This is a genomic window from Actibacterium sp. 188UL27-1 (assembly GCF_016901225.1).
GTDB lineage: Bacteria > Pseudomonadota > Alphaproteobacteria > Rhodobacterales > Rhodobacteraceae > 188UL27-1.
In genome coordinates, this window is the sequence record NZ_JAFEUL010000007.1 from 102,622 (window position 1) to 117,938 (window position 15,317).

A 15,317-nucleotide genomic window follows, 5' to 3' on the forward strand; every position below is an offset into this window, starting at 1 on the left:
CGCATGGGCTGATCAAGGATTATGAAAACGACGCGCTTTACCGCAGCCATATCCACATGCAGCGTCATGGTTTCGGCCGGGGGGAATACAAAGACTTCGCCCCCCCTGCCCGGGGTCATTCAGGAACTGCGCCAAAGCCTCTATCCGGCCCTCGCCTGCATCGCCAACCAGTGGGAAGTGCTATTGGGAACCGGAAAAACATGGCCTGATCGCCATACCGATCTGATCGACCTATGCCGCGCCGCCGATCAAATCCGTCCAACACCATTGATCCTGCGCTATGGCCCGGAGGATTTCAATGCCCTCCACCAGGACATCTACGGGGAGCTGACCTTCCCGCTACAGGTCGTCATTCTGCTCAGCCCGCCCTGTGATTTCGAAGGTGGGGCCTTTGTGCTGACCGAACAACGCCCCCGCATGCAATCCCGGGCCGAGGTTGTGCCCCTTTGCCAGACGAGTACGAAGGCTCCGCCCCCTTGCCCGGCGATCATCAGCCATCTTGATCATCCCCCGAGGGGGAGCCGAACAAAGGGTCCCGGGTTCCAAGCACTTTCCATCATGTGCGACAAGAGCCGACTATACCCCGTGTGAACGCGGGCCTTTGGCGCTCGCAGGCCAATTCCAAAGGCTGCGACCATGTGGGGCGCCCCGGTCTCAAGATCATTGGCCTAGACCAGCTCTTCACCAGACATGCCCAGAAGACATGCCCGACCAACCTGACAATTCCGTTTGGTTGGCTCCAGTCCTCCGCCGAGGCGTCCGTCATCGGTTCGATTTCCTCCCCATCGCAAATGCGCTGGCTGGAACGGAGCCGGCGGAATTCCCCGTCCCACCGGCTTTGACAGGTTCTGCCCATGTCCGGTTTGCTGCAGACCCACAGCGCACCTCACCTGTCTGCCTGATCTGCCCCCTGCGCAGGAAAAAAACGCGAGGCCTTCCACCTCACTGAAATGCGCCCAGCGCATCTGGCCCAAAATGACCCGGCAGACTGCCATCATACCGCCCACTGGTCAGACAGCATCGCTTAAACCGCCGCCCAGATCCACAGGGGCACGGATCGTTGCGACCCAGCTTTTTCGACAATTCCACATCACCCATGCACCACGCGCGGTCCGGACGTCACCTGCGTTTCCGATAGGAAAGACCGTCTGCGCTTGGACGTGACCTCAAAGGGGCGGCCGATCTTCGGGTTTGATACGCGTTGCCATGGTGCCCTCCTACGGTTGCTCAGCCCGGAAGGGGCAGCTAACCCGACCCGATGAAAGGGTCAACGATGTCAAAGATCTCTCGCCAAACACGGCAGTCGCCATGACAGGCACCCGGCCCCGTGCGCCCGCGCAGCGCGACAAAGCCGCAGTCGCTTCGGCAAGAACGGCGCTTTGCTATCTCGCCATCACAACGGTGATCACCACTTTGGTGGTGGCGGGTCTGGTCTATCTCAGGTGGGAGTTGATGGCACCCGGCATTCAATTTCCCTGTGGTGCTCTCCTCTCCCTGTTCACGGAACGGGAGCCCGTCCACTGTGCCACCTCCATGGCAACGACATCGAGTTTGCTGGGAGGCGGCAGCTTCACCGCCTTTTACGTTACGATGATCGTCATTCCCCTGACCGTTGGGGGATGCGCGCCAAGCATCATGGCCGCCCAAACCGCCCGCCGGCACAGCCTCGACCCGCGCATTCATCTGGCGGGCATCCTGATCTATGGTGCAGGCGGTCTTCTGATCCTCGCCGCTCTCCTGCTCCCCCCGGCGCAACCCATCATCTGGGCAAAATGGGGCATTGGCCTTGTGACGTTTTCCTCCTGTCTGGTTTCGGCGGGGATCGTTGTCGGCACAATCTTGAACCGGCATATCCCCCTGCCCTTGTTCTCCGCCAGTCTCGTCGCCACCGCCGCGTCAAGTCTCGCCATATTGCCAGGTCTGGCATGGGCCTTGGTCGCGGCCATACCGGACCGTAACGCACCGGTCGTGTTCTTCGATCCAGAGGGCGGAGGGGACATGTTCCTTCAACATCTGCTGTGGTTTCTGGGCGGGTTGCAACTGCCCGCCGCCCTTCTTCCTGTGCTGGTTCTGGCGGCGCTCCTCATCTCTCGTCCGCTACAGCGACGACCCGGCCTTACAACCGCGATGATCGCCGCACTGGCCGTCGTCGGCCTCCTCGGTCTTCTCCGCTCCACCGAACAGCTCTTCACCGCGGGCTTCTAAATCCGAAGGGCGCGGTGCACGTTGCCGGATATGCCACGACGCGCGGCGCCTGGATCAACGTGATTGTTGGGTGTTGAGCGGCGCAACGAACCGTGCGCCGCGTATGTATGGCTTATGCATACTATCTGCATGGGATATGTAGACTTTTTGCCAACCCAAAACGGAGCGCCTGCGGCGGTTTGTTCATTGCCGAGTCATATTGTCCAGACTACACCTCACCATCAGGGAACAGTGGGCATCCCACCCTTGGTATGCCGACACACAGATTAGCCAGGAGGCACGACGCATGGCCGATGCAGCCATTCACGGGCACGAACACGAAGATGAGCGCGGGTTCTTTACCCGCTGGTTCATGTCCACAAACCATAAAGATATCGGGATCTTATACCTGATCACGGCTGCGATCGCAGGCTTCATCTCCGTGGCCTTCACCGTCTACATGCGGATGGAGCTGATGGATCCCGGCGTGCAATACATGTGCCTTGAGGGTGCGCGCCTCTTCCCGACCTACGACACGGCACAATGTACGCCCAACGGTCATCTCTGGAATGTGCTGATCACGGGCCACGGCATCCTGATGATGTTCTTTGTCGTCATCCCCGCCCTGTTTGGTGGATTTGGCAACTATTTCATGCCGTTACAGATCGGTGCGCCCGACATGGCATTCCCTCGGATGAATAATCTGAGCTACTGGATGTATGTCGCAGGTACGACAATGGCAGTCATGTCGGTCTGGAGCCCGGGCGGTAACGGACAACTCGGATCGGGAGTAGGCTGGGTGCTTTACCCACCGCTATCGACCAACGAACAAGGCTGGTCGATGGACCTCGCCATCTTCGCCGTACACCTGTCGGGGGCCTCGTCGATCCTTGGTGCAATCAATATGATAACGACGTTCCTGAACATGCGCGCGCCGGGTATGACGCTGCACAAGGTGCCGCTCTTTGCCTGGTCGATCTTTGTCACGTCCTGGTTGATCCTGTTGTCCTTGCCCGTGTTGGCGGGTGCCATCACCATGTTGCTGACAGACAGGAATTTTGGCACCACGTTCTTTGATCCTGCAGGTGGCGGCGATCCGGTGCTGTATCAGCATATCTTGTGGTTCTTCGGGCATCCCGAGGTCTATATCGTGATTTTGCCGGGCTTCGGCATCGTATCCCATGTGATCGCAACCTTTAGCCGAAAGCCTATTTTCGGGTATTTGCCGATGGTCTACGCGTTGGTGGCAATCGGTGTGCTGGGCTTCGTCGTGTGGGCGCACCACATGTATACGGTGGGCATGTCCCTCACCCAGCAGAGTTACTTCATGTTGGCGACAATGGTCATTGCTGTCCCAACCGGGGTCAAGATCTTTAGCTGGATCGCCACCATGTGGGGCGGTTCCATCGATTTCAAAACGCCGATGCTGTTTGCCACGGGCTTTGTCTTTATGTTCACTGTGGGTGGTGTGACCGGTATTGTCTTGTCCCAGGCCGGGATCGACCGCGCCTATCACGACACGTATTACGTGGTGGCGCATTTCCACTATGTGATGGCGATTGCCGCGGCCTTTGCGATCTTTGCCGGTTGCTACTTCTACTTCCCGAAAATGACGGGCCGAATGTATAATGAAACATTGGGCAAGGTGCATTTCTGGATGTTCTTTGTAGCAACCAACGTCACCTTCTTCCCACAGCACTTCCTGGGCCGTCAGGGCATGCCGCGCCGCTACATCGACTATCCGGAGGCCTTTGCCTATTGGAATTGGTGGTCTTCCATCGGTGCCTTCGTATCCTTTGCCAGCTTCCTGCTGTTCTTTGGTCTGATCATCTATGCCCTGCGCAAAGGTGAGGAATCCAAGGTTGCAAACCCGTGGACACCCTATGCCGATACATTGGAATGGACACTGCCTTCGCCCCCGCCCGAACATACGTTCGAAATCCTGCCCAAGCAGGAAGAGTGGGACAAGGCACCTGGTCACTAATCAGCTGTGACATCACGACGGCCCGGCATTGTCCGGGCCGTTTTCGTTTGTTCCCAATGATAATGACCCCCAACAAACGAGTCTGCTCCATCGCGCTCTTTGGTCTCAATGAAACGAGGGAGCTTTTGGCAGCGTCCCTTTATCGCGACCAGCTTTTCCGGGCGATGCGTGACATCCTTGCCCGTTTACGTGACCGGTCCACTGAGTAAACTGTCAAAATGCCGTATCAATGGTCCACTGACACCGCTCCGATTAAATTGTCGCTTTGGCCCCATCGCTCTTTGCCAAAACAGGGCTTTGTGGGTTTTATCGCGGCGACGGCAGCTTTGATCAGCTTGCCGCTCTTCTCGGTCCTCGGGTCCCCGATCCTGTGGGGCCTCCTCCCCTTTCTTGCGCTTGCGGTGGCGGGCCTCTGGTGGGGCCTGCAGCGCAGTTACCGCGACGGGGAAATCCTGGAGGAACTGACACTTTGGCCCGAACGCGTTGAACTGATCCGGCACAACCCCCGTGGCCCCCAACAGGAATGGAAGGCAAATCCCTATTGGGTCCGGATCGAAATGCACAAGACCGGCGGCCCGGTCGAAAACTACATCACCCTCTGTGGCGGGGGGCGCGACGTGGAAATCGGCGCCTTCCTCAGCGCGCAGGAGCGGCTGGCGCTTTACGACGATCTGAACCAACGCTGGCTCCGCCCGTAATGGCGCAAGCCCCAGCCACCCCGAAATTCCAGCGTGTTGTAAAAAGCCTTATCGCTGCCGGTCTTGGTCCGGGACAGGTGGCGAAATGGAGCACACTGGCCGCGTCGGAAACCGCAGCGCTCCACCGCCGTGCCGTTCCATTGGCACGCCCCCGGACCCCCGTCTTGGTCTGCCTGATCCCCCTTGTGGGCCGGCACCAGATCGCAAACTGGTCCGCGGTCCAGTCCCGCCTCAGCCAAACCATTGCCAGCCTGCGCGCGCAAACAAACCCCAACTGGCGCGCGGTGATCTGTGGCCAGGACCGCCCCGACCTGTCCTTTGACGATCAGGTCACCTTCCTGCCGTTTACCGAAACAGTTGAGGGCAACGATAAATGGAACAAGCTCGCAGCCCTCGCCGCGCATCTTCCAACGCTTGGGCTGATCCATGGCTATGCCATGCCGTTTGACGCCGATGATCTTTTGGCCTGCGATACAGTCGCAGAAATGACCAACCGCCGCAGCACAACAGGCTATCTGATCGAAAAGGGATATGTCCTGGATGCCAGCACGGGGGATATCGCTGAAACGGCTCCACAAAGCATCACCCAGCCGGGGCAAAAGGCGTTCTGGAAGCTATGCGGCTCCTGCGCCGCCTTCCGTTTCGATTTTTCGGAAAACCAGGGTGACGCCGCTTTCATCGGCGCGGTGACCGCCCATGAACATCGCATGTTTCCCTACCTCGCCAGACTGGCCAACCGTCCGCTGGAGACGCTCCGCAAACCGGCAGTGCTCTATATCATCAATCACGGCCAGAATTTTGGTGCGCGCCGTGGGCGGACATCGTTCAAGACCCGCTATGTCCAGCGCTTCAAAACAACCGATCAAAAGATGCAGCAAGGTCTGGCCGCCCGGTTTCCAGCCGGGTCAATCGCGCCGGGATAACCGTCTCACCTCGCTGGAATGAGCCGCCGAATGCGTGGCCCAAATAGTCAGGTCGCCTCAGGAACCCCGAACCACCAGATATCTACGCCCTTAGCCCAAACGGTCTTTCACCATGGGGCCCACGGTGCCAAAATCCATCTGGCCCGCATATTTTGCCTTGAGCGCGGCCATGACCCGGCCCATGTCGCGAATACTGTCAGCGCCCGTCTCGGAGATTGCGCCACCGATCGCCCGGTCGACTTCATCCTCGTTCAGCTTGCGCGGCAGGAACGTCTCGATCACCTCGGCTTCCGCCTGTTCCTGGGCTGCCAATTCCAGACGCCCACCTTCTTCATAGGCTCGCGCCGATTCCTGACGTTGCTTCACCATCCGGCCCATGATCTGCAGCACTTCAGCCTCGGGCACACCCTCTTCAGTGCCCTCGGCCCGCAAGGCGATATCGCGATCCTTGATGGCGGCATTGATCAGCCGAAGCGTGGACAATTGCACCGCATCCTTGTCGCGCATCGCCTGTTTCAAGGCGGCGCTGATCCGGGTTCGCAGGTCTGGCATCTCGGTCTTCCCATGGGTGGTTCACAAGTTGGCCAGCCTACTGCGAACCGGGCCGCGGCACAACCGCAGGAACGCCACGCTAACCCCTTGTTTTCAAGGCGATGCAACCTTGACGTTACGCTGCCTTCACCATAGCTTCCCGCCAATTTGCCCAACCGGAGTCGTCGCCATGACCGCCACTGCCTGCCTTGCCCTTGCCGATGGCACAGTCTTTTATGGTCATGGATTTGGCGCCACGGGTCAGACGGTGGCAGAGCTATGTTTCAACACCGCCATGACCGGATATCAGGAGATCATGACGGATCCGTCCTATGCCGGGCAGGTCGTAACCTTCACCTTTCCCCATGTCGGCAATACCGGAGTCAATCCAGAAGATGATGAGACGGCAGATCCGGTTGCGGCGGGTCTGGTCGTCAAATGGGATCCGACCACGCCTTCGAATTGGCGCGCGGCGGAACCGTTACAGGCCTGGCTTGCGCGGCGGGGCCGCATCGGGATCGGCGGCGTGGATACACGGCGGCTGACCCGCGCCATCCGGCAGCAGGGGGCACCCCATATCGCGCTGGCCCATGACCCGGACGGCGCCTTCGATCTGGAGGCGCTCGTCGCATCGGCCCGCGGTTTTTCCGGGCTCGAAGGGGTGGACCTGGCCAAGGATGTCACCTGCGCCCAATCCTACCGGTGGGATGAAAAACGCTGGGCCTGGCCGGAAGGCTACACCACGCAGGAGGCGGCGCAACACAAGGTCGTTGCGATTGATTACGGGGCCAAACGCAATATCCTGCGGTGTCTGGCAAGTGCCGGCTGTGATGTCACTGTGCTGCCCGCCACGGCCACGGCCGCTGATGTGATGGCGCACGCACCGGACGGGCTGTTTCTGTCGAACGGGCCGGGGGACCCGGCTGCGACCGGAGTCTATGCCGTGCCCATGATCAACGACATCATGGAACAGTCAGATATGCCGATCTTTGGTATCTGCCTGGGTCACCAGATGCTGGCCCTGGCCCTGGGTGCACAAACCGTGAAAATGAATCATGGCCATCACGGCGCGAACCACCCTGTTAAGGATATCGAAACCGGCAAGGTTGAAATCACGTCAATGAACCACGGCTTCACGGTCGATGGCCAATCCCTGCCTGAGGGCGTGATCGAGACACATATCTCCCTTTTCGACGGATCCAATTGCGGGATTCGCGTGGCCGACCGTCCTGTCTTTTCGGTACAATATCACCCAGAGGCCAGCCCTGGGCCGCAGGACAGTTACTACCTTTTCGAAAGATTTGCCGCCGCTATGGTAAATCAGTCATGAATACCTGACCCCACTGGTTAACTTAACCCTCTGTTAACCTTGACATATCACGTTCGCCCGGTGCGATGGGGCCGAATGCATGGTTAAGGTATGGCGGTCCAAAGTGAACAAGTTACAGGCGATACGACCGTTGTATCGCTGCCGGAACGAACCCTACGGGTCGTCGGCACCACACAGGCAAACCGCCCCAAACTTCTGGGCGAACATCTCGTCGAAACGGGTCAGATCGAACCCGGCGATCTGGCAAAGGCGCTGGCCATTCAAGCCCGGTCCGAGGCGCGCATCGGCGATATTCTTGCCACGATGGGTGCCATCTCGGATGAAGAGCTGTTTGAGACCCTGTCCGACCAATATGCGGCGGACCTGATCGACCTGACCGGTATCACACCGGATGCCGCGCTGATTGATCGATATGGGGCCGCCAATTGCCTGCGCGACGCCGTCATACCAGTCCAACAGGCGGGCCATCTGACCGTCATCGCAACGGCGCGTCCCGATCAGTTTGCGGACAAGCTGGAGACGCTGAACGCGTTGTTTGGCCCCGTCGCACTGGCCCTTGCGCCCGAAGATCAGATTGCAGCAGCCCTGGCCAAGGTCCGTCGACATGTCCTGGCCCGGAACGCGCAGACCAAAACCCCAGCGCACTATAGTTGCCGCAGCCTGATCGGCATGCGCTCACGTATGATGATGGCCCTCAGCCTTGCCCTTATGTTCACCGCCGCGATCATCTGGCCCCAGACCGCTTTCCTGATCCTGTGCGGTTGGGCTATTTTTACCTTGGCCATCACCGTCGCGATCAAGGTTATGGCAACCGCGATGACCCTGCGGTCGCTTGGCACCGATCGCCCCTCCCCGTTCCTTGGCGCGCGGGACAAGATCACCTCCATCGCCCGCCTGCCCACCGTTTCGATCATGGTGCCGCTCTTTCGCGAACAGGCTGTGGCCAAAACCCTGCTCAAACGGCTTGCCCGCATTGCCTATCCCAAAGAGCTGCTGGATATCTGTTTGGTGGTCGAGGCCGACGATACGACCACACGCGACGCAATCGCCAAAACCCGCCTGCCCCGCTGGACCAGGGTGGTCACCGTGCCCGAGGGTGAGATCCAGACCAAACCCCGCGCTCTGAACTATGCGTTGGATTTCTGCCGCGGGGACATCATCGGCGTTTGGGATGCCGAAGACGCGCCCGCCGCCGACCAGCTTCACCGCGTCGTCCAGCGCTTTCAGGAAAGCGGGCCAGACCTGGCCTGTCTCCAGGGCCAACTTGATTTCTATAATCCCCGGATCAACTGGCTGTCACGTTGCTTTACCATCGAATATGCCTCCTGGTTTCGGGTGCTGCTGCCCGGGATGGAGCAGTTGGGCCTTGCCATTCCCCTTGGCGGCACGACCCTGTTTTTCCGCCGCGAGGTGCTGGAAGAACTTGGCGGCTGGGATGCCCATAACGTGACCGAAGACGCGGATCTGGGCATTCGCCTGGCGCGTCAGGGCTACCGGACCGAAATGATCGAGACGACGACCCAGGAAGAGGCCAATTGCAAGACCCTGCCCTGGATCAAGCAACGCTCCCGCTGGCTCAAGGGCTATGCCATGACCTGGGCCGTCCACATGCGTGACCCGGTGGCGCTTTGGCGCGACCTCGGCCCGTGGCAGTTTTTCGGGGTGCAGGTGGTGTTTCTGGGAACGCTCAGCCAGTTCCTGCTCGCGCCGTTGCTATGGTCCTTCTGGATCACCCTTTTCGGCCTGTCCCATCCGGTTGTGGACATCCTGCCAACGGCCGTCTTCTGGACCTGCATCACCGTCTTTGTGGTGGCCGAATTGGTCAACCTGGCCATTGGCACCCTTGGCCTGGCCCGGTCAGGCCGCCAACAGATGTTGTGTTGGGTGCCCTTCATGCATTTCTATTTCCCGTTGGGTGCCATCGCCTCCTACAAGGCCCTGTGGGAGGTTGTGGTCGCGCCGTTCTACTGGGACAAGACCATGCATGGCCTCCATGACGAGGCGCCCAACGAACAACCCGACACCGTCGACATTCCGGAACAGGCCGTAGCACCATTGCGTGACGTGTCGGCGCCCCCGTCGGAGCCTGTCGTCAGTCCTGCCGCATCGATCGAACAGGCCGCTACAGGTTAGGTTCGGCCGTCTCCGCATCAAGCTTGAGCCGCTGCACGAACGCGATGGAGATATGGCTTTTGAGCGCTTCATAAGCCGCGTCACCATCGCCCTGCGTGATCGCATCGACGATCTTTTGATGCTCTGCCAAGGCCGTTTCCCCCCGACCGACGGCTGCAAGGGAGGTCGTGGCCATCAACGCCATGGAGCGATAGACCAGATCCAGCTGCTGCACCAGATACCGGTTATGGGAGGCCAGGTGGATCTGCCGGTGAAACCGGCGGTTCGCCCGGGCCAAGGCAGATGGGTCATTGATCAGCGCCCGGTCCGTATCGACCATATCGCATAACACCTTGATCTCTTCATCTGTCGCATGTCGCGCAGCCAGCCGTGCGGCCAACCCCTCTAGCTCGCAGCGCACGACATAAAGCTCGGCCAACTGGTTATGATCCAGCGAGGCGACGATCAGGCTCCGCCCGTCCCGCGCCAGCAAGGACTGGGTCTCCAACCGCTGCAGGGCCTCCCGGATCGGGGTCCGCGACACACCAAACCGGTCCGCCAACTCGCTTTCCACCAACCGGTCACCCGGGCGGTAGACACCCACATCGATTGCGTCCAGGATCAGTTGATAGGCATCCTTCTGCGGCGCACGGATCTCTGGCATCACTTGGTCCTCTCTGCCGGGTTGGAGCAGGCTAACCCCCTGGCAGGTCTGACGCAATGTCACACAGCGCCGCTGGCCCATGCGCCCTATGTTGACGCGTGATGGAGGACATGATGGCCCGAACCCGAACCGATATCCTTGTTGCCGGCGGCGGTATTGCCGGCCTGACCGCCGCTGCGGCCTGCGCCCATGCCGGGCACAGCGTCACGCTGGTCTCCCCCGACACCCCCGTGACCGAACCTGCCGCCGACGGCTCTGATCTCCGCTCGACGGCTTTCCTGCAACCGGCCGTCGCCTTGTTCGACAAAATCGGCCTGTGGTCTGATCTTGGCCCGCAAGCCACGGCGCTGGACGGGCTGCGCATTGTGGATAGCATCGGTTGGCCGCCCGAAGTGCGCACGACGCGCGAGTTTCAATCCACGGATATCAGCGACCAGCCCTTTGGCTGGAACCTGCTGAACTGGCAAACCCTGGGCCGCTTGGTCCAATCGCTTGAGCGCCACAAACATGTGGATCTGTGCTACGGCACTGCGTTCAAAAGCATGGTTCAACGCGACCGGGAGGTGATCGTCACCCTGACCAACGGGGACAGTATCGCCGCGCGCCTGGTCGTCGCCGCCGATGGTCGTAACTCCGCCGTGCGCGCCGCCGCCGGGATCGATGTCGCAACAACCCGCTACGGGCAAAAGGCGCTCGCCTTTGTCGTGGGGCACGCGATCCCGCACGAAAATGTCTCGACCGAGATTTATAACGAAGGGGGGCCGTTCACCATGGTCCCCCTGCCCGATCAGGACGGGCAACCCGCCTCTGCCATCGTCTGGATGAACCCGTCTGCCAAGGCGTTGGAACTGGCCGACCTGCCGGATGCCGACTTCGCCGCCCATGCCAGCGAACGGTCTTGTCACTGGCTGGGCCCGATGACGCTGAAATCACCACGCCGGATCTGGCCCATCATCAGCCAACGCGCCCAGGCTTTGACGGCTCCACGGGTCGCATTGCTGGCTGAAGCGGCCCATGTCGTGCCACCCATCGGCGCGCAAGGCCTCAACACATCGCTCAATGATATCGCGGCGCTGATGGGCGCTTTGACCGCCCATCCCGGTGACCCCGGCGCCGACACCGTGCTGGCCACGTATCGTCGCGCCCGCACCGCTGATATCCGGGCGCGCGTCGCCGCCATCGACCTTTTCAACCGGGTGACGAAATCCGGTACACCATGGCTCCAATCCCTGCGGCTGAACGGGCTCAAGCTGGTCCATGATGCGGCCCCTCTGCGCCGCAGCGTGATGCGCGCCGGGATAGGAGGGTAGCTGGCGGCCCGCAGATCACAGTTTCGCCGCAATCTCACCGCTAATCGCCCTTAGATCCGGCCTAACCTCAGGCATGGGGTGGATTTAACGGAAATGATAGTATGCGACACGGGATTTGGATCATTCTTGCCGCCTTGCTTATGGGCGGGCCGCAGGCAGGCCTCACGCAGACCAAGGATCGTCTGGACCGGCGCGACAAACTTTTTGGATTCGAATCCGTTGGCAGACTTGAAAGCCGCGGTGGCAATTGCACGGCGGCACTCATCACCCGCGACGTGGCACTGACCGCCGCCCATTGTGTCTACCGCAAAGGCACGGATTTTGTCTTTCGTGCGGGCTACAGCGACGGCGCTGCCATCGCGACCCGCAAGGCCGTGGATGTCGTGATCGCCCCGGGTTATCTTGAGGCCAAGAAGACAGGCGACTGGGTCAGTGCCATCGCCAATGATGTGGCGCTCGTTCGGCTGATCATCCCGATCTACGACCATGGCGCCAACCCCTATCAACTTGCCAAGACCCCGCGGGAAGGGGCCAAGCTGACCCTGGCCTCCTACGGCCAGGGCCGGATGGAGGCACTGACCCTGGAACGCGGCTGCTCCCTGAACACGCAATACCGCCAAGGCATCGTGGGTATGGATTGTGATGCGACATTCGGATCCTCCGGCGCGCCGGTTTTCGTCCAGGTTGCCGGGACACAACGGATCTTTTCCATCGTATCAAGCGGCACCAATTCAGAGACCGGTGAAAAGATAACCTACGGCGTCGAACTGGCCAAGCATGTTCCCAAGCTGCTGCAGGTTCTGCGCAACAGGCGGGCGCTTGCGCCCGTCGGTGTCGGGGCGCGACGGGTCAGGATCGGAGAGCGGACAGAGGGTGGCGCCCGTTTCGTCCGCCCCGGCGGCTGATTTCACCGAGCGACAGGCTTGCAGAAAATTCTGTGCAGCGAAGCTGAAAAACCGGTTGCTCCCAAGCGCCAGCCCGAACGTGGATATGCCATCTGTATGCATGATTTATGTATGGCATATGTATGGAATGTGTATCCGTCTTTTCGCACACTCAGCGGCGATGAGGGGACGAATGCGCGCTAAAGCACATTAGCCCAAGGGACCAGGCAGGCGTTCCTCACTCAACAAGACATTGGCCTCGACCTCGCCAATACCGGGTAATGTCATGATCCGGCGGCGCAGCACCCGTTCAAAATCAGGCAGATCGCGGGCGACGATCCGCAGGCGGTAATCGTAAAGGCCAAGCACATGCTCAACGGTCTGCACCTCGGGGATGGCGGTAACCGCTCGCTCGAAATCCTCCAAACTGACGCGGCCCTTGGTGGCCAGCTTCACGCCCAGAAAGACGGTCACACCAAAGCCAAGCGCCTGTTTATCCAACAAAATTCTGCGCCCACCCAGAATCCCTGCTTCCTCCAACCGCCGCACACGGCGCCATGTTGCAGGCTGGCTCATCCCCAGATCACGCGCGACTTGCCCCGTGCCAAGGGTGGCATCTGTTACCAGTTTGCGCAGGATCGCGCGGTCGATGTCATCCAGATCAATCACAAGGGTAGCGCCTCATCATCCTTGATCGTCGCCACATGCATCAACGCCTCGATATCCGTGATATGGGGAAGGGCCAGGATCCGGGTCCGGTAAACCTCCTGGTAATGCGCCATGTCCCGCGCCAGAACCTGCAACCTTAGATCAACACGCCCCAAAAATGTTTGTATCTCAATGACTTCCGGCACGCCCCTCGCCGCGCCCAGCATTTCGTCAAAGGCCCGGGGGTCCGTCTTGTCCAGCGTGATCCGAAGCGAGACCTGTACCGCAAATCCCAACGCGGCCCAGTTGATCACCCGCTCCTGACCCAGTAGCACCTTGTTTTGGCTCAACTTTTCCAATCGCCGCGCTGCAGTTGATGGCGTAACACCCGCCCGCTCGGCCAAGGCGGCCGTGGTATCATTGGGGGCCGCCATGAGCTGACGTAACAAGCGGCGATCAGTATCTGTGATCTGCATGAAATTATACTAAACATCAAATACTGCACATGAAACTGGTGTATATTAAGTATTTTTTGGTATATTTGATCTCTGTCTCTGCAAAACTTGCCTATGCTCCCCTGCCAGAACACAACGGACGGGAGAGTTTCCATGCGCGTTTATTACGATCGCGATTGCGATATCAATCTGATCAAAGACAAGAAGGTCGCGATCCTCGGCTATGGCAGCCAGGGCCACGCCCATGCCCTTAACCTGCGGGATTCAGGGGCACAAAACCTGGTTGTTGCCTTACGCGAAGGCTCCGCCAGCCGCGCCAAGGCCGAAGGTGAGGGTCTTCAGGTCATGGGGATCGAAGAGGCGGCGGCCTGGTGCGACCTGATGATGTTCACCATGCCCGATGAGTTGCAGGCTGAAACCTACCGCAACCACGTCCATGCCCACCTCAAGGAGGGGTCGGCCATCGCCTTTGCCCATGGTCTGAATGTCCATTTCGGTTTGATCGAACCCAAGGCGGGCGTCGACGTGATCATGATGGCACCCAAGGGCCCAGGCCACACCGTGCGCGGCGAATATACCAAGGGTGGCGGCGTGCCGTGCCTGGTGGCCGTGGATAAGGATGCGTCCGGTAAGGCCCTGGAAATTGGCCTTTCTTACTGCTCGGCAATTGGTGGTGGACGCTCTGGCATCATCGAGACCAACTTCAAGGAAGAGTGCGAAACCGACCTCTTCGGCGAACAGGCCGTGCTGTGCGGCGGGCTGGTAGAGTTGATCCGCATGGGCTTTGAGACCCTGGTAGAGGCCGGTTATGCACCCGAGATGGCCTATTTCGAGTGCCTGCACGAGGTGAAGTTGATCGTCGATCTGATCTATGAAGGCGGTATCGCCAACATGAATTACTCGATCAGCAATACCGCTGAATATGGTGAATATGTCAGCGGCCCGCGGGTTCTGCCCTATGACGAGACCAAGGCACGGATGAAGGCCATTCTGACCGATATCCAAACCGGTAAATTCGTACGTGATTTCATGGCGGAAAATCAGGTCGGCCAGCCGTTCTTCAAAGGCACACGCCGCATGAACGACGCCCACCAGATCGAGGAAGTCGGGGAAAAGCTGCGCGACATGATGCCGTGGATCAGCGCTGGCAAGATGGTCGATAAAGCCAAGAACTAAGGGGGCGGCCCCGCGGTTTTTGCTAATACTGGGTGCCTTTAAAGGGATGCGGCGTGATCATGATGCGCAACATATCTTTATGAGGTTGATACGAATGGCCCGGCGAGGGGATCGCCGGGCCAGTACTCATTACACGTCTGCCGGCGCAGCATCACTCGGAACATCGGAAGCAAGCGTCGATTTGGGGGCATCGGGGTCATCAAGACGTTTCTCGACAGCCCGTTTCCCCATCAGCCCAAAAACCGTGCCGGCCAATAGAGTCATCAGGGCCAGCAAGGGCAGAAAAAACCAGATATCCATTTTGACCTCCGTCAGGTTGCGCAAAACAAACCCGCGAGGATCGGCCTGGTTCCCACGAAAGAGGCGCATCACGGAAATTGCCCGGCGATTGGGGATCGCCGGGCGGTGCGTCATGAAA

16 protein-coding genes are annotated in these 15,317 nt (G+C 59.8%); 10 read left to right on the forward strand and 6 right to left on the reverse strand.

Translation table 11 applies throughout. The annotated features are described in order from the left end of the window. Positions 1–21 precede the first annotated feature (21 nt). Positions 22–591, forward strand: a complete 570-nt coding sequence (locus IU397_RS11300) for a 2OG-Fe(II) oxygenase (RefSeq protein ID WP_204413571.1) — start codon at positions 22–24, stop codon at positions 589–591. 351 nt (positions 592–942) lie between these two features. On the opposite strand, the gene IU397_RS23875 is transcribed toward IU397_RS11300, so the two are convergent. Further along, positions 943–1,098 carry an SEC-C metal-binding domain-containing protein gene (locus tag IU397_RS23875; RefSeq protein WP_204413572.1) on the reverse strand — a complete coding sequence of 52 codons (156 nt, stop codon included), beginning with the start codon at positions 1,096–1,098 and terminating at the stop codon, positions 943–945. Positions 1,099–1,308: 210 nt separating this feature from the next. Between IU397_RS23875 and IU397_RS11310 the strand changes: the two genes are divergently transcribed. The 4 genes from IU397_RS11310 (at position 1,309) to IU397_RS11325 (ending at position 5,789) form a co-directional block, all read left to right on the forward strand. Then, the gene (locus IU397_RS11310) at positions 1,309–2,205 is read left to right on the forward strand and encodes a hypothetical protein (protein ID WP_204413573.1); all 897 of its coding nucleotides are present in this window, start codon (positions 1,309–1,311) and stop codon (positions 2,203–2,205) included. Between the two features lie 286 nt (positions 2,206–2,491). Then, positions 2,492–4,168, forward strand: a complete 1,677-nt coding sequence (ctaD, locus tag IU397_RS11315) for a cytochrome c oxidase subunit I (protein WP_204413574.1) — start codon at positions 2,492–2,494, stop codon at positions 4,166–4,168. A 218-nt stretch (positions 4,169–4,386) separates the two neighbouring features. Continuing rightward, positions 4,387–4,866: a DUF2244 domain-containing protein gene (locus tag IU397_RS11320; RefSeq protein ID WP_204413576.1), complete on the forward strand. Its 480-nt coding sequence runs from the start codon at positions 4,387–4,389 to the stop codon at positions 4,864–4,866. Continuing rightward, the gene (locus IU397_RS11325; RefSeq protein ID WP_204413577.1) at positions 4,866–5,789 is read left to right on the forward strand and encodes a hypothetical protein; all 924 of its coding nucleotides are present in this window, start codon (positions 4,866–4,868) and stop codon (positions 5,787–5,789) included. Before IU397_RS11320 ends, IU397_RS11325 begins: the two co-directional genes overlap by 1 nt. Positions 5,790–5,879: 90 nt before the next feature. Here IU397_RS11325 and IU397_RS11330 read toward each other — a convergent pair whose 3' ends face one another. Then, positions 5,880–6,341 (reverse strand): GatB/YqeY domain-containing protein, encoded by a 462-nt coding sequence (locus tag IU397_RS11330; RefSeq protein WP_204413578.1) that lies wholly within the window; start codon positions 6,339–6,341, stop codon positions 5,880–5,882. A 169-nt stretch (positions 6,342–6,510) separates the two neighbouring features. Here IU397_RS11330 and carA point away from each other — a divergent pair, with 169 nt between their 5' ends. After that, a complete protein-coding gene (gene carA, locus IU397_RS11335; protein WP_204413582.1) occupies positions 6,511–7,650 on the forward strand; it encodes a glutamine-hydrolyzing carbamoyl-phosphate synthase small subunit in 1,140 nt (379 codons plus the stop codon). 90 nt (positions 7,651–7,740) lie between these two features. Continuing rightward, complete coding sequence (locus IU397_RS11340; protein WP_204413583.1) at positions 7,741–9,783, forward strand: glycosyltransferase; 2,043 nt, start codon at positions 7,741–7,743, stop codon at positions 9,781–9,783. Here the strand turns inward: IU397_RS11340 and IU397_RS11345 are convergent. Then, on the reverse strand, positions 9,773–10,426 hold the full coding sequence (locus IU397_RS11345; RefSeq protein WP_204413584.1) for a GntR family transcriptional regulator: 654 nt from the start codon (positions 10,424–10,426) through the stop codon (positions 9,773–9,775). The genes IU397_RS11340 and IU397_RS11345 overlap by 11 nt on opposite strands. 113 nt (positions 10,427–10,539) lie before the next feature. On the opposite strand from IU397_RS11345, the gene IU397_RS11350 reads away from it, so the two are divergent. After that, positions 10,540–11,736, forward strand: coding sequence for an FAD-dependent monooxygenase (locus IU397_RS11350; RefSeq protein ID WP_204413585.1), 1,197 nt, complete (start codon positions 10,540–10,542; stop codon positions 11,734–11,736). Between the two features lie 101 nt (positions 11,737–11,837). Next, complete coding sequence (locus IU397_RS11355; RefSeq protein ID WP_204413586.1) at positions 11,838–12,641, forward strand: serine protease; 804 nt, start codon at positions 11,838–11,840, stop codon at positions 12,639–12,641. Positions 12,642–12,830: 189 nt separating this feature from the next. Here IU397_RS11355 and IU397_RS11360 read toward each other — a convergent pair whose 3' ends face one another. Both IU397_RS11360 and IU397_RS11365 read right to left on the reverse strand, forming a co-directional pair. Further along, entirely contained in the window at positions 12,831–13,289 is a 459-nt protein-coding gene (locus tag IU397_RS11360; protein WP_204413587.1) for an Lrp/AsnC family transcriptional regulator, read from the reverse strand. Next, positions 13,286–13,744, reverse strand: coding sequence for an Lrp/AsnC family transcriptional regulator (locus tag IU397_RS11365; RefSeq protein WP_204413588.1), 459 nt, complete (start codon positions 13,742–13,744; stop codon positions 13,286–13,288). The genes IU397_RS11360 and IU397_RS11365 overlap by 4 nt, the downstream gene beginning before the upstream one ends. 132 nt (positions 13,745–13,876) lie before the next feature. Here IU397_RS11365 and ilvC point away from each other — a divergent pair, with 132 nt between their 5' ends. Next, positions 13,877–14,899 (forward strand): ketol-acid reductoisomerase, encoded by a 1,023-nt coding sequence (gene ilvC / locus IU397_RS11370; RefSeq protein WP_204413590.1) that lies wholly within the window; start codon positions 13,877–13,879, stop codon positions 14,897–14,899. A gap of 129 nt (positions 14,900–15,028) precedes the next feature. Here the strand turns inward: ilvC and IU397_RS11375 are convergent, their stop codons facing one another. After that, positions 15,029–15,199, reverse strand: coding sequence for a hypothetical protein (locus IU397_RS11375; RefSeq protein ID WP_204413592.1), 171 nt, complete (start codon positions 15,197–15,199; stop codon positions 15,029–15,031). Between the last annotated feature and the right edge of the window lie 118 nt (positions 15,200–15,317).

Bases quoted from the DNA above. Each gene is read 5' to 3' on its own strand.
- IU397_RS11300 (WP_204413571.1), top strand. From the start codon at position 22: ATGAAAACGACGCGCTTTACCGCAGCCATATCCACATGCAGCGTCATG.
- IU397_RS23875 (WP_204413572.1), bottom strand. From the start codon at position 1,098: ATGGGTGATGTGGAATTGTCGAAAAAGCTGGGTCGCAACGATCCGTGC.
- IU397_RS11310 (WP_204413573.1), top strand. From the start codon at position 1,309: ATGACAGGCACCCGGCCCCGTGCGCCCGCGCAGCGCGACAAAGCCGCA.
- ctaD (WP_204413574.1), top strand. From the start codon at position 2,492: ATGGCCGATGCAGCCATTCACGGGCACGAACACGAAGATGAGCGCGGG.
- IU397_RS11320 (WP_204413576.1), top strand. From the start codon at position 4,387: ATGCCGTATCAATGGTCCACTGACACCGCTCCGATTAAATTGTCGCTT.
- IU397_RS11325 (WP_204413577.1), top strand. From the start codon at position 4,866: ATGGCGCAAGCCCCAGCCACCCCGAAATTCCAGCGTGTTGTAAAAAGC.
- IU397_RS11330 (WP_204413578.1), bottom strand. From the start codon at position 6,341: ATGCCAGACCTGCGAACCCGGATCAGCGCCGCCTTGAAACAGGCGATG.
- carA (WP_204413582.1), top strand. From the start codon at position 6,511: ATGACCGCCACTGCCTGCCTTGCCCTTGCCGATGGCACAGTCTTTTAT.
- IU397_RS11340 (WP_204413583.1), top strand. From the start codon at position 7,741: ATGGCGGTCCAAAGTGAACAAGTTACAGGCGATACGACCGTTGTATCG.
- IU397_RS11345 (WP_204413584.1), bottom strand. From the start codon at position 10,426: ATGCCAGAGATCCGTGCGCCGCAGAAGGATGCCTATCAACTGATCCTG.
- IU397_RS11350 (WP_204413585.1), top strand. From the start codon at position 10,540: ATGGCCCGAACCCGAACCGATATCCTTGTTGCCGGCGGCGGTATTGCC.
- IU397_RS11355 (WP_204413586.1), top strand. From the start codon at position 11,838: ATGCGACACGGGATTTGGATCATTCTTGCCGCCTTGCTTATGGGCGGG.
- IU397_RS11365 (WP_204413588.1), bottom strand. From the start codon at position 13,744: ATGCAGATCACAGATACTGATCGCCGCTTGTTACGTCAGCTCATGGCG.
- ilvC (WP_204413590.1), top strand. From the start codon at position 13,877: ATGCGCGTTTATTACGATCGCGATTGCGATATCAATCTGATCAAAGAC.
- IU397_RS11375 (WP_204413592.1), bottom strand. From the start codon at position 15,199: ATGGATATCTGGTTTTTTCTGCCCTTGCTGGCCCTGATGACTCTATTG.